The 18,555-nt window shown below is 52.8% G+C and carries 15 protein-coding genes and 1 pseudogene; 7 read left to right on the top strand and 9 right to left on the bottom strand.

Translation table 11 applies throughout. The features are described 5' to 3' along the window. Position 1 precedes the first annotated feature (1 nt). The 3 genes from NHF56_RS17230 (at position 2) to NHF56_RS17220 (ending at position 4,509) form a co-directional block, all read left to right on the top strand. Positions 2-397: a GtrA family protein gene (locus NHF56_RS17230; RefSeq protein WP_252806849.1), complete on the top strand. Its 396-nt coding sequence runs from the start codon at positions 2-4 to the stop codon at positions 395-397. A gap of 475 nt (positions 398-872) precedes the next feature. Continuing rightward, a complete protein-coding gene (locus NHF56_RS17225) occupies positions 873-2,903 on the top strand; it encodes an FkbM family methyltransferase (protein WP_252806847.1) in 2,031 nt (676 codons plus the stop codon). Positions 2,904-3,390: 487 nt separating this feature from the next. Next, on the top strand, positions 3,391-4,509 hold the full coding sequence (locus NHF56_RS17220) for a glycosyltransferase (protein ID WP_252806845.1): 1,119 nt from the start codon (positions 3,391-3,393) through the stop codon (positions 4,507-4,509). 90 nt (positions 4,510-4,599) lie between these two features. Here the strand turns inward: NHF56_RS17220 and NHF56_RS17215 are convergent, their stop codons facing one another. Genes NHF56_RS17215 through NHF56_RS17205 form a run of 3 tightly spaced genes read right to left on the bottom strand, consistent with a single transcriptional unit; the run spans position 4,600 to position 8,121 of the window. Continuing rightward, entirely contained in the window at positions 4,600-5,313 is a 714-nt protein-coding gene (locus tag NHF56_RS17215; protein WP_252806843.1) for an ABC transporter ATP-binding protein, read from the bottom strand. 3 nt (positions 5,314-5,316) lie between these two features. Then, positions 5,317-6,114: an ABC transporter permease gene (locus NHF56_RS17210; RefSeq protein WP_252806841.1), complete on the bottom strand. Its 798-nt coding sequence runs from the start codon at positions 6,112-6,114 to the stop codon at positions 5,317-5,319. 54 nt (positions 6,115-6,168) lie between these two features. Continuing rightward, positions 6,169-8,121, bottom strand: coding sequence for a glycosyltransferase (locus tag NHF56_RS17205; protein WP_252806839.1), 1,953 nt, complete (start codon positions 8,119-8,121; stop codon positions 6,169-6,171). Between the two features lie 482 nt (positions 8,122-8,603). On the opposite strand from NHF56_RS17205, the gene NHF56_RS17200 reads away from it, so the two are divergent. The 4 genes and pseudogenes from NHF56_RS17200 to NHF56_RS17185 all read left to right on the top strand — a co-directional run bounded on the left by NHF56_RS17200 (position 8,604) and on the right by NHF56_RS17185 (position 14,540). After that, on the top strand, positions 8,604-10,031 hold the full coding sequence (locus NHF56_RS17200) for a mannose-1-phosphate guanylyltransferase/mannose-6-phosphate isomerase (protein ID WP_252806837.1): 1,428 nt from the start codon (positions 8,604-8,606) through the stop codon (positions 10,029-10,031). A 68-nt stretch (positions 10,032-10,099) separates the two neighbouring features. Next, positions 10,100-11,194, top strand: coding sequence for a glycosyltransferase (locus tag NHF56_RS17195; protein ID WP_252806835.1), 1,095 nt, complete (start codon positions 10,100-10,102; stop codon positions 11,192-11,194). 228 nt (positions 11,195-11,422) lie between these two features. Further along, entirely contained in the window at positions 11,423-13,501 is a 2,079-nt protein-coding gene (locus tag NHF56_RS17190; RefSeq protein WP_252806833.1) for an NAD(+) synthase, read from the top strand. 302 nt (positions 13,502-13,803) lie between these two features. Next, positions 13,804-14,540, top strand: a pseudogene (locus tag NHF56_RS17185) (SDR family oxidoreductase). A 37-nt stretch (positions 14,541-14,577) separates the two neighbouring features. On the opposite strand, the gene coaA reads toward NHF56_RS17185, so the two are convergent. From coaA to NHF56_RS17155, 6 genes are read right to left on the bottom strand one after another with little or no spacing between them, the layout of a single operon-like run. Beyond that, positions 14,578-15,573, bottom strand: a complete 996-nt coding sequence (gene coaA, locus NHF56_RS17180; RefSeq protein ID WP_252806831.1) for a type I pantothenate kinase — start codon at positions 15,571-15,573, stop codon at positions 14,578-14,580. Next, positions 15,574-15,894 (bottom strand): phosphoribosyl-ATP diphosphatase, encoded by a 321-nt coding sequence (locus tag NHF56_RS17175; RefSeq protein WP_252806829.1) that lies wholly within the window; start codon positions 15,892-15,894, stop codon positions 15,574-15,576. A 1-nt stretch (position 15,895) separates the two neighbouring features. After that, positions 15,896-16,684, bottom strand: a complete 789-nt coding sequence (gene hisF, locus NHF56_RS17170; RefSeq protein WP_252806827.1) for an imidazole glycerol phosphate synthase subunit HisF — start codon at positions 16,682-16,684, stop codon at positions 15,896-15,898. Next, positions 16,681-17,424: a 1-(5-phosphoribosyl)-5-[(5-phosphoribosylamino)methylideneamino]imidazole-4-carboxamide isomerase gene (hisA, locus tag NHF56_RS17165; RefSeq protein ID WP_252806825.1), complete on the bottom strand. Its 744-nt coding sequence runs from the start codon at positions 17,422-17,424 to the stop codon at positions 16,681-16,683. The genes hisF and hisA overlap by 4 nt, the downstream gene beginning before the upstream one ends. Next, positions 17,421-18,071, bottom strand: a complete 651-nt coding sequence (gene hisH, locus NHF56_RS17160; RefSeq protein ID WP_252806823.1) for an imidazole glycerol phosphate synthase subunit HisH — start codon at positions 18,069-18,071, stop codon at positions 17,421-17,423. Before hisH ends, hisA begins: the two co-directional genes overlap by 4 nt. Then, positions 18,071-18,541: a DUF2628 domain-containing protein gene (locus NHF56_RS17155; RefSeq protein ID WP_252806821.1), complete on the bottom strand. Its 471-nt coding sequence runs from the start codon at positions 18,539-18,541 to the stop codon at positions 18,071-18,073. Before NHF56_RS17155 ends, hisH begins: the two co-directional genes overlap by 1 nt. Between the last annotated feature and the right edge of the window lie 14 nt (positions 18,542-18,555).

Here is an 18,555-nt window from a genome sequence, read left to right as displayed (position 1 = left end):
GTTGCGTCAGCTGCGGCGCTTCTCGCTCGTGGGCATTCTCAATACTTGCGTCGGTTACTTTGTCATTTTCCTCGTGCAGCATATAACGGGTCGTCCAGTGCTTGCAAACGTGTCAGGATATGCCGCAGGTCTTGTTTTTTCGTTTGTTCTTTATCGCGTCTATGTATTCGAGGCAAATGGCGAGAAAGCTCATCCTTTGAAATTTGCGGGCGCGTTTGCGGCGGCTTACTTGGTCAATTTATTTGTTTTGACGAGAATGCTATCTCTGCTGCCAGACATGCCTTATCTTGCCCAAGTTACGGCGAGTGCGGCGTATCTTTCCGTGATGTTTTCCGCCTCGAAATTTTGGGTTTTCAGGCAAAGCAACAGATTGACGCAGAAAACTTTGCGGAATTAGACGAACTCGAGTCGGACTTCACGAAGCAATGTTCAGAACCAGAGGTCATCTTGTTAGCCGCTGGTTGCTCTCTATGCGATCCGGGCTAGGCACTTTCCGTAGCGCATTCTTGCCCACTTCGCCGTTTTGATCAGCTTGACGGCGTTTGGTGCTCGAAAAACTGAGATTCGCGATCGTCGATAATCTTCTCGGGACAAGCCGACAGGTTTCAACCTAAGCATAGACAAGGGCCTTTAAACAAGTATATCACAGCCTGCGAGATCCTCGGAAGATAATGCGTTGGGATATTGAGGACGAGTTCTGTGATGAAAGGATGGCGGCTAGCGCTGATCCATACTGCGCCGCACCTGTGTCGCGCTCCGAATGATAGATTGTCCCGGACACGCACCCGTTCAAGCCATCTGGCTCAAAGCCGGAGAATAAGACATATGTTCAATGAGACAATATTTGCTGTCGTGCAGGAGGGCCAGAGTATATGGTGCAGGGGAATAATAGACATGGTATATCCCGGAAATGGATTGAAAAGGCACCTTGGTATTCCTGGCTGAAGGGAAAGGCTTCAGTTGAAAGCACACCGAGTATAGTATCAAAGAATCCGATACACTCGATTGTTCCGGGATATGATCCCGTCACCTTGGTATCCTACTATGATGAATTTCAAGATTATTATCCAGAGTCGGAATTACAAACCAAACGCTGGCTTGTTCGTAACTGTCAGGAAGACTGGGTTGCCTTCGACATCGGCGCAAATGTAGGAATTTATTCCGTCCTTCTGGGAAAGCTCCTTTCGCAAGGGAAGGTATACGCGTTTGAGCCAACGACCACGATAGCCAAACTGAGTGAAAATATTAGTCACGCGGGCTTGGAAAATGTCGAAACATTTCAATTGGCTTTGGGTGCGAAGGTCGGCAATTTCAATGATGCGATATATCGCATGTGGGGGCAAGATCCCGATGTCGGCGACTTTCCTTTCACCACCGTCGACCAATTTGTTGCGGAGAAGAAGATAGGCAAAATCGACATCATGAAAATCGATGTCGATGGATTTGACTTGGAAACGCTGAAGGGCAGTGAGAAGACACTAGAAGCGTTAAATCCCTACCTTGTTATTGAATTGAACCATGCACTTGTAACGCGTGGACAGTCTGTCAATGAGGCACTGGCATGGCTTGTCGAGCGTGGGTATTCGAGTGCTCTGGTGCTGGATAATGAGAACTACCTATTAAAAAGGGATGATAAAGAGAGTTGTGGCGTGCCGGTGTTTAACTTGCGCTTCGACGTAGAGCCGCTGATTCTTCCACCCGCCTTTGAAGCTGCTTCTTCTCCAATGGAGAATGTGGCAACCTCGTTGCGTTTGCACAACGGCTCTGAAATCAACGAGCAGAATATGGTTGTCGGTCCATCCGACCGTTGGAGCTATGCTGCGGACTGTGTTTTTGATGGTTTTCTCGAGTCAACAGGTCCATCAATCGTTGAAGTGAAATTCGACGAAGTTGAGGGAAAACTTGGGGTTGGTTGCCTAAGCAGCGACGAGCAAAACTACGTTGGCAAAGAACTGCATCTGGAGTCGGGCGTCAATATGACAGCCTCTCTGTACGTTGAAAAGCCTTCTCAGATTTACTCGGTTATGTTCCGGAACGTGGATGAAAGGGGAGTTCAGGTTAAGTTCACAGTGCCAGAAATAGCTGTCTATCCAGCCGTGCCTGCGAAGGCTGTTGCAGCCTCTGTTATCGAGCCGAAAAGGCGGAAATTCAGCTTAGACGACATTTCGCTGGCCGATTCCAGTAAAGGCAGGTCGATCGACATTGTTGATTATGCGGGAGTGGGGAACGCACTTTCTTTCGATCGTCCTTTGATGTCCAATGGCAGAATATATCGGTACGACGTCGGCGACTTTAAGACCGAGGTGGATGAAACGCATATCTTCAGATATTTGTATCGAAACTTTGAACCCAAGCGGCATTTGGAATTCGGCACGTGGGAGGGACATGGTGCAGTCATTTGTGCTGAGTCCTGCGACGCCGACATTTGGACTATTAACTTGCCCGACGGCGAAATCGATGAAGACGGAAATCCGCGCTATGGTCGGCAAAACCTTGACGGTGATGGTATCGAGGCACCCACGGTGGTTGGTGATGCAGGGTCGATGATCGGCTGGCGTTATCGGGCCAAAGGGTTTGAAAACCGGGTAACCCAGATTTTGTGCGACAGTCGAGATTTCGATGTATCCGCGTATGCCCCCGACTTCTTTGATTCTGTCTTGATCGATGGAGGGCACACCGCTGAGCTTGTTGAGAGCGATACAGAAAAAGCATTTTCTGTCACACGCAGCGGTGCACTGTTTATCTGGCATGACTTCTGCCCGGATCCGGCCGCAATGGAGCTTTCGCCGGCGGGGAAGGGAGTATTTGAGGCTTGGCAGAACAATTTCGAGCAGTGGAGGCCGCGGTTGAAGACTCTTTTCTGGCTACGTCCAAGCTGGCTTCTGATTGGGGTAAAAGAGTAAACAGAAAGCGTGTTAAAGAAGGCAAAAGGCTCCCCATGAATATCTGAAAAGGCTCTTACTCTGCGTTGTGCGCAGACGATGAGCATCGAATTTATCGGCGCTTGATTTGAGCCTTCTTGCAGCTTCACGCCGGCGGGTATCTTAGCGTCCAGGAGCTTTTGAAGATATCGATGTTCGATTGGAAGGCCGTTTTTGTGATTGTTCAAGAGGATCGGCCGCGAATCCGGAGTTATAGATAGTATTGGGAAAGCTGGCGGATGCGTCCGCAAGAAGTGACCTGGTGGTGGTTTGGATTTCAAACTTCCAATTTCAGTTTGTTAAAATCAGGAAATTTTTTCTATCTGATAGAGGAAATGGCGGGCGCTTCACGGAGCGCCACGCGTTCTAATCATCTGAGATATAAGCAATACCACCGTGGCCCCTAGCCAGCGTTTTATGAAAAGAGGCGTTTTACATATGCCGGTCTACGCATGAGGAACGAAGAGAATTGAAGAAGACGTCGTCAGAAACCGGTGTGGTCTACCATGATTATTTTGCCATTCGCGGTGGGGGGGAAAGACTGGTCTTGACCCTGGCAAACGCGTTTCACTTCGATCTGAAGTGCGGATATCTGACCGAGAGCAGTTATGACAATGAACAGTTCGAGACAGATGTCGAGTCATTGGAACTCACGCCGGTTTTGAGAAGGTTTGGCATACGTCCGATCGCACTCTCAATGTTGTTTTCGCGCCAGAAGAAAAAGGCGGCTCAGTATCGTCTAAGGATTTTCTCAGGCGTGGCGGCACCCTTCGCTGCGCCCGAAGCTTCGCGAGGACTCAACGTCTTCTACTGCCACACTCCGCCGCGTTTTCTTTACGATCAGAGAGTTCATTTTCTGTCGCGCCTGCCATTTGCCGTTCGTATCTTTGCAGCGCCGGTTCTCCGCCTGTTTGAACGGCGCTACCGGGCAGCGGTCACGCGCATGCACGTCGTTGTCGCAAATTCCGAAACGACGCGCCTCCGTATATCCAAGTTCCTTGGCGTGGAAAGCGTGGTGATCAATCCGCCTGTCGAGACATCGTCCTTTGTTTGGCAGCCGCCCCAGGGATACTACCTTTCGACCGCAAGACTGTCTCCGCTCAAACGGGTAGACCTCATCGTTGAAGCTTTCCGCAAAATGCCCGACAAGAGGCTGATTGTTGTTTCTGGCGGTGAAGAGTTGAAACGGTTAAGGGAATTGGCGGCGGGAGCGACCAATATCGAGTTCCTTGGATGGGTTAATGATGATTTGCTTTTCCGCCTGATCAGCGAGGCGATTGCAACGATTTACCTGCCCAAGGACGAAGATTTCGGAATGTCTCCTGTGGAATCCATGGCGGCTGGCAAGCCCGTCATTGGCGTCGCGGAAGGTGGGCTCCTTGAAACCATTATCGATGGCGAAACAGGCCTGCTCCTTCCTCCTCGATTTGAGATTGAAGATATTGTCAAGGCAGTCAATTCCCTGTCCGAGGAGCGCGCGCTGCAAATGAGAGATCGTTGTATTCAACGTTCGCAGGATTTCACAAGGGAAAAGTTTCTGGCGCGAATGGCTGAGGTGCTTTCCATCGACGCTTATTCTTCGAAGTGATAGCCAACATCACGCCCCAGCCTTTGTTCAGATACAATACAGCAGGATGATGCCTGCCGGTGAATGAACCACGGGACTCGGCGCGACAACTCAGAATCGCTCGTCCTTGATCAGTTTTCCGTGCTCGAAGGTGAGTGCCCGATTGCAGTAAAGTTCAATCATTATATCGGAATGCGAAGCCAAGACCATAATTTTGGCGGACTTCACGACGTTGATCAAGCGCTCCTTAGCGCGTTCCTGAAAGCGCTGGTCGCCCGCGCCGATGACTTCGTCGATGAGAAGAATTTCGGGTTCTACTGCGGTCGCAACGGCAAATGCCAGACGTGTCAGCATACCGGCCGAATAGGTTCTCACCGGCATGGAAAGAAAATCCCCAAGTTCCGCAAAGTCCTCAATTTCGGGTATCATCGCTCTTGCTTTTTTTCCGCTGGCACCCAGAAACATCGCCATACGCACAATATTTTCATAACCGCTGAGTTCTGTATCCAGACCGGCGTTGAGATCGAAAATTGTCGATATCTTCCCATCAACCGTTACCGACCCACCAGTGGGAGTATAAATGCCCGCCAGAGTCCGTAATAAAGTGGATTTGCCGGATCCATTGTGGCCTATCAATCCAACGCGATCGCCCTCTTCCAAGGTGAAGGACACATCATCAAGGGCCTTTACGGTAACAATGTTTTTAACCCCGCGAGAGATCGTCCCGCCAGTGCCAATGGAAACGATCTTGTTGCGCAGCGACATGCTGTCAGCGTGGTAGATGGGATATTCTACCGTTGCGTTCTTAAGTTCTATTTTGCTCATCTCTTAGTTGACCCAATATGGCAGTCTACGGCGCTTCGATTTCGTCAGGACTAAGGTGGCCCCCCAACCGATGATCGTGAGGCCTATCATCACGGCCCAGGTCGTGATTGAAGGAATTTTGCCCATCAGCGGATCACGGACAATCTCAAGCATGTATGTGAGCGGATTAATTGCGGTGACGTAAGCGCGGGCGCCCAATTGCTCCGGTCGGAAAAGGACAGGTGTAATAAAGAAAAGCGGCTGCATGATCGCCGCTATAAGCGGGGCGAGATCGCGAAAACGCGCACCGATATAACCCGTCAATTGAATAATCCACAGCAGGTTGAAGCTCACCAGCAAAATACCAATCGGCGCCAGCAACGCCGCCCAGCCGAGATGTTCGGGATATACGACATAGACAATCACAACCACAACAATGTTGTGCGCAAAATTGATGAGCTGTCGAAATAGCAAAAGCAGAGATATCAGGAGAGATGAAACCTCCATGTTCAAAAAGAGGCTTCGGTTGTTGAAGAAGACGGAAGCCGCTTCTGTGATACTTCCACTCAGCAGATACCACGTAATGATGCTAATAGTCAGCGAGGGTATGAAAACGGAACGGTCCACGTCGAGCAGAGCGCCCCAGACAAAACCCAGACCTCCCACCCCCAGCAATGTTCCAAAGACCAGCCAGAATGGCCCGAGAATTGAACGGCGGTAGCGCGCACGTGTGTCGCTCCATGCTAAATGGAATGCAAGCTCTGCCCGGCTGAGCGCGCCGCTAATTTCCTTAGAGAGAATATCGTTTTTTGCGTCTGTCATCGTATCGCTTGGCTAAGTGTGCCGATGTTGGTTCCATTTTGTGTGCAGCAGCACCTAATTTTCTGCAGCCACCCTTTGAAGGATTTGGAGAAGATTGTCTACCGAGCGGTCCCAGTTGAATTCGGTTTCAACACACTTACGGGCATTTTGAACGGCGGCTTGAGGCAAGCCCTCGTGGGTTAGAAGAGACATGGCTTGCGCCCATTCTCTTGGATCTTCAGGGTCACAAAATACTACACCTTCGCTCAGCATCTCATTCATGGCGGGTCTGTCACTGCAAATCGAAGGTACGCCGAGAAGGGCTGCTTCCATTGGCGGCAATCCGAATCCCTCATATAAACTGGGGAATACCAAACCACATGATTTGCTCAAGGCGTAACCGAGTTCGCCATCAGTACACTTCCCCAGGAAGCTCAGCCGAGAATGGACGCCCAGTTTCTTTGCGTAGTCCAAGATCCCCGAGTTGTCGCCAACGAGTGCCAGTTCAACATCTTTGGCAACCGTTTCTTTCATAGCCTGCAATACGATCTTCAGGTTCTTGTGATAGTCTTGGCTTCCGACGAAAACCAGATACGGTTTTTTCGGCAAATTCAGTTTATTGTCGTAGTCGACGGGAAGCTGGGTGACCCCGTTATGAACGACGCTGATCTTTCTCTGATCCACTTCCAGCAGGGTTGAGATTTTTTCCAAATTTGCGTGGCTGATTGTGACGATGTGTTCGGCTTGAGCGGCGGCCGACTTCAACCGGCCCTCCCATTCCCAAATGAGGGACCTGGGAAAGATATCACGAAAAATCAAAGGTATGACATCGTGAATCATGATTACGCTCTTTTCCGGCAACTCCGGGGGACACCAATGAATTGAGGTGTAGAAATGAAGATTAGGAACATTGTCGGCCCCCGCTTCTTCCTCTGCGCCGGTTGTCTCACGCTCACGCAGTTTGGAAAACTGTTCTCTGGCAACGCGCCCAATTCCACGCGCGTCCCCCAAAGGTCCAGAGCAAAAATCGACCGTAAAACGACCGAATTTCAAATTCACGAAATCTAAGGATCCGCTTGGGTGATCTGTACCCATAGCTTTCCGAAGCAGCGTATGGACAATCGGCATCTTGTGAACGAGGGCTCGTGTCGAGTTTGCCAGGACTGGATTCCGAGCGACTGCCACACGCGCATGTCGTATAATAACATACAATAGTTGCTTCGGGTTATACTGCCGCAGCGGCTGAGTAAGCCGCCAGGACAGACTTTTGTGGAGCCTCTGCAGGTCGGCGCGCAGCGCATTGGTCTGTTGTACAATCGCGAGGTTTGAATCCAAAGCGACTTTCAGCTTTTTCGTGAGTTTATCAGCAGCATCTTCCGCTTCCTGAAGTTGGACTTCCAGGTCTATAACGTCATATAATGGGATATTATTGGCAGCTTTCGATGGATCGCTGAATAGGTCGGCAAGTTCTGCATGTTCATCTGCAAGATAGAATTTGCTTGAGCCGAGAGAAAGCACCATGCGGTAGCGCGCAGCGACAAGTGTTGCTTCCAGATCTGCCAGGCTTTCCGCGCTTGATCCAGATGGACGCGATCTGACAAGAACAACCCAGGGTCTATGTTGGACCCAATCATTGGACGCAATGATCTCATGTCCGTTTGTGCCCGCATCGATCTTGAGAAGATGCACGGTTGTCCCATCGGGAACATGGGTTTTCCAGATGAGATCCAACGTCTGCCTTGGTGCAGAAGTTCCTGCAGCAAGTTCTGTTTCCACCTGTTCCGACATATTGCCGACGAACGCTCTTAGGTTTACGTCGCGAGGCCGCCGTTGAAGCAAAAGCGCATGGCGTTTGGGATTGGGCTCAATGTTGATGCCGGACCATCCGGCCTCGTAAAGTGCTTTTGTGGCTGAGTTCAGGGTCGGTCCCTTCGCCCCAATATCAATATAGAGCCCCGCCTGGACTTTGCTAAACACGCGGTCGAGCACAACGTCTTCCAAGTTTTGCGAGTACGAAACAAAATCCAATACGCTGCCTCTGAAAAGAATGAATTCTCGACCTCATTTCAGGATGGGATTATCCGCTCTGACCGTTACATGCAACACAAAGTGAGCGGCACCTGAATTTGCGGGGGCAAATCCTCAAATTACGAACCTGGATTTGCCTGCCGAAGGCGGTATTTCATGGTATTTCATATAGAATAGCCGCAGAAGAAGCAGCTTGCAGCGCACGGACAGGGTTTTGCATTCGGCGCGAAGCCCAAAAGATCTGCAGCATTTATTTCAGCAGCCGGCGGTTTTGGCGACCTCTTGGCAAGAACCTCGAAAAAACGATATCGATGAACTGCGTTTAACGCTAAACAGGCGTCGACATCTTCATTTGCGTCATTCGAGAATTATGCCCGAATTCGCATGCCATTGAAGCTGGGCGGGAGGGAGAAAGACTGATAAACGGACTTACTCCGAGCGCTGATGCAGAGAACAACTTTCAGGAAGTGAAGAGATCTAAATTGACCCAAAAAATCGTTCCCGTAGTACTGGCCGGCGGCAAGGGCACACGCCTTTGGCCGCTTTCGCGCGCTGCAGCACCAAAACAATTCATTCGGTTCATCGGCCCAAAAACGCTTTTTCAGAACACGCTTGAACGCATTTCTGATAAAGCGCGCTACGAAGCGCCCATTATTTTGACCAATGAAGATTTCCGTTTTCTCGTTGCGGAGCAGGCCCGCGAAATGGAAATGAAGCTTTCTTCCATTATTTTGGAACCTGTCGCGCGCAACACGGCGCCGGCTGTAGCAGCAGCTGCGGTTCTTGTCCGAAATATGTTCGGTGAGGATGCTATCATGCAGATATTTGCATCCGACCACGAAATTCGGGCCGATGAAATTTACTTCGACTGTATCGACAAGGCATTTGCTGCCGCACAAAGCGGAAAGCTTGTTACTTTCGGTATAACGCCAACCGAACCTTCAACCGGGTACGGATATATCGAGGCAGGCAAAGATCTGGGCCGCGGAATCTTTCAGGTTGAGCGCTTTGTTGAAAAGCCATCTGCGGAAAGGGCACGGGAGCTGGTCGAATCCGGACGCTTTTCGTGGAATTCCGGAATGTTCATGTTCCCCGTTTCGATTTTGCTTAAGGAGTTTGCGGAACTCGCTCCCGAGATTTTGGAGCATGCGAATGAATCGGTAGATCGTGACGTCGGAGATCTTGACTTCACGCGTCTGGATGGTGAGGCGTTTGCCAAGTGCCCTGACATTTCCATCGACTATGCCATTATGGAAAAGACGGAGCTTGCTGCTGTGGTCCCGTCTTCCTTCAGATGGTCCGATCTCGGTGCATGGAACGCCCTTTGGGAAAACAACAATAAGGACGCTGACGGCAATGTTGTTGAAGCAGAGGCAACACTAATCAACACTCAAAATTCTCTGGTCGTTTCACCCCATCTCCATATTGCTGCTCAAGGGCTCGAGGGCATGGCGATTGTCGCCAGTGAAGATGCCGTTTATGTCGGAAAGCTCTCCGATAGCCAGAATGTTGGCCAGATCGTCAAGGCACTCAAAGCCTCGAAGAAAACACAGGCCATGGCGGAAATTCACCCGACCTCCTATCGGCCTTGGGGCGGCTACACGTCGATCATCAGCGGCGACCGTTTCCAGGTGAAGCGCATCTTTGTGCAGCCTGGAAAACAGCTTTCGCTGCAAAAGCATCACCATCGCTCGGAACATTGGATTGTTGTCAAGGGAACTGCCGAAGTCACAGTTGGTGAAACGGTATCCATGCTGACTGAAAACGAGTCAATTTATATACCGCTAGGCGCCGTTCACCGCCTCGCCAATCCCGGCAAGATTCAGCTTGAACTGATCGAGATTCAAACGGGTGCGTATCTTGGGGAAGACGACATTATCCGGCTGACGGACGATTTTGGGCGCAATTAGAGCTGCGGGAAGGGCGGAGCTCTTCGCGCACCTAGTGCATCCAAATTCCAAATGTGGGGTAAATCCGAATGCGCGTCTTGCACGTCTACAAGACATATTTGCCAGAAAACTTTACGGGCGTTGCGAAAGTCATCCATGAGATTGCTGAACCGCTTTCTTTCAAGGGGGTTCACTCAGATGTCTTGGTGACTGGTGAACAGGAAAGTGGTGAGCCCATAAAAATAGGCCACCATTATGTGCACGTGGCCAAACGCGACCTTCACATTGCTTCGACGAGTTTTTCGCTTTCAATTTTCGCCATGTACCGAAAGCTCAGCCAAAGTGCGGATGTAATTCACTACCACTTCCCATGGCCCATGATGGACGTTCTTGATCTTACAATCCGCCCGGATAAGCCAATCGTGGTCACCTACCACTCCGACATCGTCAAGCAACAGAGAATATTGCCTTTTTATAAGCCCTTGATGCACGCTTTTCTTTCGCGGGCGAGCAGCATTGTGGCAACCTCTCAAAATTACCTTGAAAGTAGTCCGACACTTGAGAGGTTCAAAAACAAGGTGGAAGTGATCCCGCTTGGGCTCAGCGAACGCAAGCCCGTCGAGACCGAGCGCGTCGATATGTGGCGAAGCCGGCTGGGCGAAGGCTTTTTTCTGTTTGTCGGCGCCAATCGTTACTACAAGGGCTTGGGCTTCTTGTTGGAGGCTGCCCGCAAAACAAACTTTCCTGTCGTGATTGCAGGTTTTGGGTTCTCGGATTACGAAGTACAGGAAAATATTCCACCGAATGTAAAAGTCGTTGGCTCGGTGAGCGAAGAAGATAAGGAGGCCCTGTTGGACCTTTGCGGGACATTCGTGTTTCCCTCGCATCTTCGCTCCGAGGCGTTCGGTCTGGCTCTCCTGGAAGCCGCAAGAGCTGGCAAACCTATGATTTCCTGCGAGATCGGGACCGGCACAAGTTATATCAACCGCGATGGCGAAACCGGGTTTGTCATAACACCGGCCAACTCTGAAGCCTTGGCGGAGGCGATGACGAAAATCTACGCAAATCACGATTTACAAAGGAACTTCGGCGCAGCCGCTCGCCGACGTTACGAAAGTCACTTCCACAACAGTTTGAGCGAGGCGAAATACCTCAAGCTATACGAGAGACTAGCCAAGAGATGAGACGATGCGGATAATCGGTGGCTTAACATCACGTTCGGTTCTTTCGTCGGGCTGGTTCAGAGCAGATCAATCGGAGGCAATCAACACTCCGATGTCTGTCAACACGGCGGAATTCTATCGAACCTTGATCTCGACTGTCATGCCGACAGTCCTTTGTGAAGCGGATCGAGCCGTGTTAACAGCCCAGTCAAGGTAATATCAAAATCCGGAATAAATTGGTCCAACCGCATGACGCACACTTTCCTCAATGCCGAAACCTTTTTCTCCCTATATGCGCAAGGCATGGCGCGCGTTGCTGTCGCCACGCCCCTTGTTCGCCTCACAGACCCGATGGCCAACGCAGAGCGTCATATCCACTTGGCAAGTCAAGCAGGTGATAAAGGTGCCGTGCTTGTTCTCTTTACCGAAATGGGTTTGACGGGTTATTCAATAGACGACCTGTTCCATCAGGGAGCCTTGCTTGACGCAACCGAGGTCGCGCTTGCTCATCTGGTCGAATCCTCCAAGCTTTTGTTGCCGGTCCTGTTTGTGGGAGCACCTTTGCGTGTCGGCACCGGCCTCTATAACTGCGCGATAGCCATCCATAGAGGGCGTATCCTCGGCGTGGTTCCAAAAAGCTATCTGCCAAATTATCGCGAATTCTATGATCCCCGCTATTTTACGCCCGCAGACGGTGCGACCTCCCTGAGCAGCATTGAGCTTTGCGGACAGGAAGTCCCGTTCGGCATCGACCTTCTGTTTGAAGCGGACGATTGCCAAGGTCTCATCATTGCAGCGGAAATTTGTGAAGACGCCTGGACACCGATACCGCCATCTACACGTGCGGCAATGGCGGGTGCGAATGTCATAGTGAATCTTTCCGCGTCGAACGCCACGGTTGGCAAGGCTCAGTTTCGCCACTCCCTATGCGAGGTGCAATCGAGCCAATGCATGGCGGCCTATCTTTACTCTGCGGCGGGGGAAGGTGAATCCACAACAGACCTAGCCTGGGATGGCCATGCAATGATTTATGAAAACGGCACCCTGCTGACACAGGCCGAGCGTTTTCTCGATCGCCCGAACATGGTGATGGCCGACATCGATCTGGAGCGTTTGACTGGAGAACGGATTCGTTCCGGCTCTTTCCAGCAATGTGGTCGAGCCAACCCACCGGCCAAGCCTTACCGCCGTGTGAAGTTCCATCTTGATCCGCCTCTTACCGATCTCGGGTTGATGCGTCCATTGTCTCGCTTCCCCTATGTGCCAAGTGACACGGCGCGGCTCGATGAACTGTGTTTCGAGGCCTATAACATTCAGGTTCAAGGCCTCACGCAACGTCTGCGCTCTTCCGGCATGAACAAGATTGTCATTGGTGTATCAGGTGGGCTTGATTCCTCGCATGCGCTGATCGTGGCAGCGCGCGCTTTCGACAGGCTGAAGTTACCACGCAAGAATATTCTGGCCTATACGCTTCCCGCATTTGCAACATCCGATCATACGAAATCGAATGCCTGGAAGCTGATGAAAGCCCTGGGTGTGAGCGCAGAAGAGATCGACATCGCTCCAGCTGCAACGCAGATGCTCAAGGACATTGGTCACGGCGCGGCAGAGGGCGAGAAGCTCTACGATATTACGTTTGAGAACGTACAGGCGGGTGCACGCACGTCTATTCTTTTCCGCCTGGCCAACCAAAACAATGCACTGGTGCTTGGAACGGGGGACCTTTCTGAACTGGCGCTCGGCTGGTGCACTTATGGCGTGGGTGACCATATGAGCCATTACAACGTGAACGCGTCAGTGCCAAAAACGCTTATACAGCATCTTATCCGTTGGGTAGTTGCCAAGGATCTCTTTGGTAACGAAGCGTCGAAGACCCTGGAATCGATCGTTGATACCGAGATCAGTCCGGAACTGGTGCCGGGCGATGGAGACACGCCGAGCCAGAAGACAGAAGATTTCGTTGGCCCCTATGCGCTTCAGGATTTTAACCTGTTCCACACAATTCGTTATGGTCTTCGCCCTTCCAAGATCGCCTTCCTCTCCTGGCATACCTGGCGTGAGCAAAGCACTGCGCCCTGGCCGCCCAACATGCGCGACGAGAAGATGCAATCTTATGATCTTGAGACCATTCGGTTTTGGCTGCGCTCTTTCCTGCGTCGCTTCTTTCTGACGAGCCAGTTTAAACGCTCGGCTGTTCCCAACGGGCCAAAAATCTCTTCCGGCGGCTCGCTTTCGCCGCGTGGTGATTGGCGTGCACCCTCAGACGGTACAGCCGCAGCCTGGATAGCCGAACTGGATCGCGTGCTTCCGCCGCCTGGCGAGAAATAAAGCTGATCTGACGCGTCTCGTGCGACGGCTCGGAAACTCGCGGTTATCGAAGCGGCGCAACGGAAGGCCTGGGCTACACGCTGGCGCTGGATTTTCCAGTCAACGCAAGCATGCTTGCTTTGATGGAAAGACTTGACCGCGGGGTCCTAGACCATGGAGGACGCTTTTATCTGGCCAAGGACAGCCGCATGAGCGCGGCCACGCTTGCCGCTTCCGATCCACGGACGCAGGGCTTCCGAAACCTGCGCCAATCTCTCTCTGGCCAGGCATTTTCGCTCGGCACAATCCGAAAGGCTCGCTCTGTGACAACCGGACCCGTTCTCATTATTGGTGCAGCCTCCGATATTGGTCGAGCCACTGCCCACGCCTTCGCTGCAAAGGGTCATGCCATCCAGCTTGCGGCGCGCAACAGTGCCCGCCTTGGCGCCGACCAGGCTGATATTTCCGTTCGCTACGGCGTTAGCGTGACGCTGCATGATTTTGATGCGCTGGCGACAGACACCCATGCCGACTTCGTCGCCAGCCTTCCCGAACTGCCGCATGTGGCGGTCAGTGTCGTCGGCGTGTTGGGCGATCAGGCTGAAAACGAACAGGATATCGCAGCGGCCGTCGCTGTTATGAGGGCGAATTACGAGGGACCGGCGAGCCTTCTCGCGGTGCTCGCCAATCGATTTGAGACGCGCGGTTCAGGTACTCTGGTCGGTATTTCTTCCGTCGCCGGTATCCGTGGGCGCGCGAGCAATTACGTTTATGGCTCAGCCAAGGCTGGCTTCACTGCGTTTCTCTCGGGTTTGCGCAACAGGCTGGCAAAAAAGGAGTTCACGTGGTCACCGTACTCCCCGGTTTCGTCAATACACAGATGACGGCGGGCATGGACCTGCCGGCAAAGTTGACCGCCGAGCCTGAGGAAGTGGGCGAAGCCATCGTCCGTGCGGTCATCAAGGGTCGTAACGTTATCTATGTCCGGCCGATCTGGCAGCTTATCATGCTCATCATCCGTCACATTCCCGAAGCAGTCTTCAAGAAAATGAGCATCTGACTCAAGCCAGAGCAAAGCTTTGGGTGGAAGCGCTCTCTTAAAGTTTGCGCAGGGCCACTTCTTCAATCAGGTGATTTTGGCCCTTGCGGAGAATAAGGTCCGCGCGGGGGCGGGTCGGCAGGATGTTTTCGCGCAGGTTTTTCAGGTTCGTGTTTTTCCAGAGACCTTCTGCAATCGCCAGAGCCTCTTCCTCGCTCACACGCGAATACCGGTTGAAGTAGGAAGCCGGGTCTTTAAAAGCAGTGTTTCGCAGCTTCATGAACCTGTCGATATACCAGGTGTGGATGAGGTCTTCTTCTGCATCGATATAAATCGAAAAATCGAAGAAATCAGAAACGATCGGTACGATCTTGCCGTCCGCGGGAAGGTCGCGTGACTGCAGGACATTGATGCCCTCGAAAATCAGAATATCCGGTCTGTCGATGGTCTGGTATTCGCCGGGCAGCCGGTCATAGGTCAGGTGCGAATAGCGCGACGCGCGCACATTCGGCTGGCCGGCTTTGATGGCGGAAAGGAAGCGGAGCAGGGCACCAATATCATAGCTTTCAGGAAAGCCCTTGCGATCCATGATCTTGTGCTCTTCCAGGATCGCGTTTGGATAAAGAAAACCGTCGGTCGTCACCAGATCGACCTTGGGGCTTGATGGCCAGCGCGCCAGAAGCTGCTTCAGAATACGGGCCGTGGTGGATTTACCGACCGCAACCGACCCGGCAATGCCGATAACGAAAGGAGTCTTTGTCACATTTTCCATGCTGAGAAAGCGTTTGCGCTGCTCAAACAGCATTTGCGATGATTCCACATGCGCGGAAAGAAGTCTCGAAAGCGATAGATAGATCCGTTTGACCTCGGAAATATCGACCGGGTCGTTCAGCGAACGGAGCTGCTTCACTTCTTCTTCGGACAATGTCAGGGGGGTGTCGGCGCGAAACTTTGACCATGCCTCAGCGGAGTAGAAGCGATAGGGCGAATATTCCTTCGCCTGGAAATGATCCAGAACGTCGCTTTCCCCCACCATGCCCGCCACTGCTTCCATCTATTGTCCCCGGCCAGCTTTCTCCGCAAGGCCAGACTGTGCAGTCCGGCTTTGCAGTTCCTCCATCACTCTATCTAACGGTATTCCGGCAATTTTCAATACGACCAGCAGGTGATAGAGCAAATCCGCCGATTCCTTGACAAGCTCGCCATCGTTTCTGGTAACCGCAGCAATCACTGCTTCAACGGCCTCTTCTCCCATCTTCTGGGCTGCCTTTTCCTGACCTTTTGAAATGAGTTTCGCCGTCCAGGATTCTTCGGGCGACGCACTTGCGCGCTCGGCAACGATCTTCTCAAGATCGGAGAGGCTAAAGTCGGTCATATCATTCTCCCGGCGGATCAAGCCGCATGGCGATGCCGTGGTTGGCCATATATTGCTTGGCCTCGCCGATCGTGTAGGTGCCGAAGTGAAAGATGGAAGCGGCAAGCACTGCCGTTGCATGGCCGTCGCGCACGCCTTCCACCAGATGATCAAGCGTGCCGACACCGCCCGAGGCGATAACGGGAACGGAAACACTGTCGGCAATCGTGCGGGTGAGTTCGATGTCGTAACCGCTTTTCTGACCATCCTGGTCCATGGAGGTCAAGAGCAGCTCGCCAGCACCTTTTTCAACAAGGGTGTGGGCAAACTGTACTGCGTCGATACCGGTTGGCGTACGCCCGCCATGGGTGAAAATTTCCCAGCGTGGCGTCTCGCCTGGCTTCGAGACGCGCTTGGCATCAATGGAACCAACGATGCACTGGTTGCCAAATTTGTCAGCCGCTTCGGCGACGAAATCCGGGTTTTTGACCGCCGCAGAATTGATCGAAACCTTGTCGGCACCGGCCAGCAGCAATTTGCGAATGTCGCCTGTTGTGCGAACGCCGCCACCGACCGTCACGGGCATGAAGCAATGTTCTGCCGTGCGCGCCACGACATCGAAAATCGTATCCCGGTTGTCGGATGATGCGGTGATATCCAGAAAGCAGAGTTCGTCGGCACCTGCTGCATCATAGGCCTTGGCGGACTCCACCGGGTCCCCGGCATCGACCAGATCGACGAAGCTGACACCCTTGACGACGCGACCGTCCTTCACATCGAGGCAGGGAATGACACGGGCCTTCAGCGTCATCGTACATTCTCCTTTGCCGCGCGGATGATGGCGAGCGCCTGGGCCGGATCAATCCGCCCATCATAAAGTGCGCGGCCTGAGATTGCGCCTTCCAGCTTTTCGGCGTCAGGCTCACACATGCGGCGAATGTCGTCCAGCGACGCAAGCCCGCCGGACGCAATGACGGGAATGGAAACGGCCTCGGCCAGTTCCAGCGTCGATTCCCAGTTGATGCCGGTCAGAATGCCGTCCCGGTCGATATCGGTATAGATGATGGCCGAGACGCCGGCGCCTTCAAACTTCTTTGCCAGTTCGACAACACCAAGTTCTGAGGCCTCAGCCCAGCCCTCGACAGCCACCTTGCCGCCTTTGGCGTCGATGCCGACTGCGATCTTGCCGGGAAACTTCTTACAGGCCTCTATCACGAGGTCCGGATCGCGCACCGCCACAGTGCCGAGAATGACACGCGCCAGACCCTTGGAAAGCCAGTTTTCAATATGTTCAAGCGTGCGAATGCCGCCGCCAAGCTGCACCGGATTGCGCGTTGCTTTCAAGATCGCGTCCACAGCAGCCCCATTGACGCTTTCGCCCGCAAAAGCGCCGTTCAGGTCCACCACATGCAGCCACTCGAAGCCCTGATGTTCGAAGGCGAGCGCCTGCGCTGCCGGGTCCGGATTATAGACGGTCGCCTGGTCCATATCGCCAAGTTTCAGGCGAACGCACTGACCGTCCTTCAAATCGATAGCAGGAAATAGGATCATGGCTTCCACTTCAGGAAATTGGTGATGAGAAGATGGCCGAGGCGCTGGCTCTTTTCCGGGTGGAACTGAGCCCCCGCCTTGTTGCCGTCTGCAACAAAAGCCGTGACCGGTCCACCGTAATCTGCCGTCGCAATCACGTTTTCAGGCTTTTCAGCGTTGATATGGTAGGAATGCACGAAATAGGCATGCAGCCCGTTCTCCCCCGTTGGAACACCCTCAAAAAGCGGATGCGGGTTTTGAATTTCAAGCGTATTCCAGCCGATTTGCGGGATCTTGAGGTTCGGGTCAGACGGTGTGATCAGCTTCACATCGCCCTTGATCCAGTCAAATCCAGGCGTCGTTGCCTTTTCAAGGCCACGGGTCGCCATCAGCTGGGTTCCAACGCAGATGCCGAGGAAGGGTTGCCCGCGCTTTTCGACAGCCTCTTCTATAGCCTCGAACATGCCGGACACAGCATCAAGCCCGGCCCGGCAATCGGCATAGGCACCCACACCCGGCAATACGATATGGCTCGATTTGGCAACGACCTCCGGATCGTCTGTCAGCGTAATTTCGTGCGGCAGGCCGGCTTTCACGACATCGCGCTGAAAGGCCTTGGTGGCCGATCGCAGATTTCCCGAACCATAGTCGATAATGGCAACACGCATCAGCGGCGTCCCTTTTCATAATCCATCAGGCCAAGCGCCATTGCGGTTCCGCCCGGCGTCGCGGCTTTGTTTGTTGTGGTGCGGCCCCATGGGGGTTCGCGTGCCGGCGCCGCATTTCCATAAAACATTGCCTCTGCATCGCCAAGGGTCGGTGCCGAGATCACCGCCTCCTGCTGCCACCCCTTCTTTTCCAGCCTGCCGACAAGCCAGTTGCGCGCCTCCAATCCCCAAAGAAGCGAGATAATCAGCGAAACAGCGGTTGCGGGTCCTTCCAAATCAGGGTTTTGACTGAGATAGATGATTGCAAGCTCAATGGCGAAGAGAATGAGGGCTTCCACGTAGAGCTTCTTGGTCAGCGCCCAAATGAACGGAAAAACGGCAGCCCAAATCGAAAAACCGTCCTTGATGAAACGGTTTTTCTCGTCCCGGGCAATGCCGCCGGGCGGGGACAGAACAATGTAGCTTGTCATTCTGGCATCCGGAA

Source organism: Rhizobium sp. L1K21, from assembly GCF_024055895.1.
Taxonomy (GTDB): Bacteria; Pseudomonadota; Alphaproteobacteria; order Rhizobiales; family Rhizobiaceae; genus Ensifer_A.
The sequence above is the reverse complement of the archived record's forward strand: the minus strand, read 5'-3'. Positions and strand labels throughout refer to the sequence as shown.

What these genes read in the sequence shown, in the direction of transcription:
- NHF56_RS17225 (WP_252806847.1), top strand. Translation starts at nt 873, where the DNA reads ATGGTGCAGGGGAATAATAGACATGGTATATCCCGGAAATGGATTGAA.
- NHF56_RS17215 (WP_252806843.1), bottom strand. Translation starts at nt 5,313, where the DNA reads ATGAGCAAAATAGAACTTAAGAACGCAACGGTAGAATATCCCATCTAC.
- NHF56_RS17210 (WP_252806841.1), bottom strand. Translation starts at nt 6,114, where the DNA reads ATGACAGACGCAAAAAACGATATTCTCTCTAAGGAAATTAGCGGCGCG.
- NHF56_RS17195 (WP_252806835.1), top strand. Translation starts at nt 10,100, where the DNA reads ATGCGCGTCTTGCACGTCTACAAGACATATTTGCCAGAAAACTTTACG.
- NHF56_RS17190 (WP_252806833.1), top strand. Translation starts at nt 11,423, where the DNA reads ATGACGCACACTTTCCTCAATGCCGAAACCTTTTTCTCCCTATATGCG.
- coaA (WP_252806831.1), bottom strand. Translation starts at nt 15,573, where the DNA reads ATGGAAGCAGTGGCGGGCATGGTGGGGGAAAGCGACGTTCTGGATCAT.
- NHF56_RS17175 (WP_252806829.1), bottom strand. Translation starts at nt 15,894, where the DNA reads ATGACCGACTTTAGCCTCTCCGATCTTGAGAAGATCGTTGCCGAGCGC.
- hisF (WP_252806827.1), bottom strand. Translation starts at nt 16,684, where the DNA reads ATGACGCTGAAGGCCCGTGTCATTCCCTGCCTCGATGTGAAGGACGGT.
- hisA (WP_252806825.1), bottom strand. Translation starts at nt 17,424, where the DNA reads ATGATCCTATTTCCTGCTATCGATTTGAAGGACGGTCAGTGCGTTCGC.
- hisH (WP_252806823.1), bottom strand. Translation starts at nt 18,071, where the DNA reads ATGCGTGTTGCCATTATCGACTATGGTTCGGGAAATCTGCGATCGGCC.
- NHF56_RS17155 (WP_252806821.1), bottom strand. Translation starts at nt 18,541, where the DNA reads ATGACAAGCTACATTGTTCTGTCCCCGCCCGGCGGCATTGCCCGGGAC.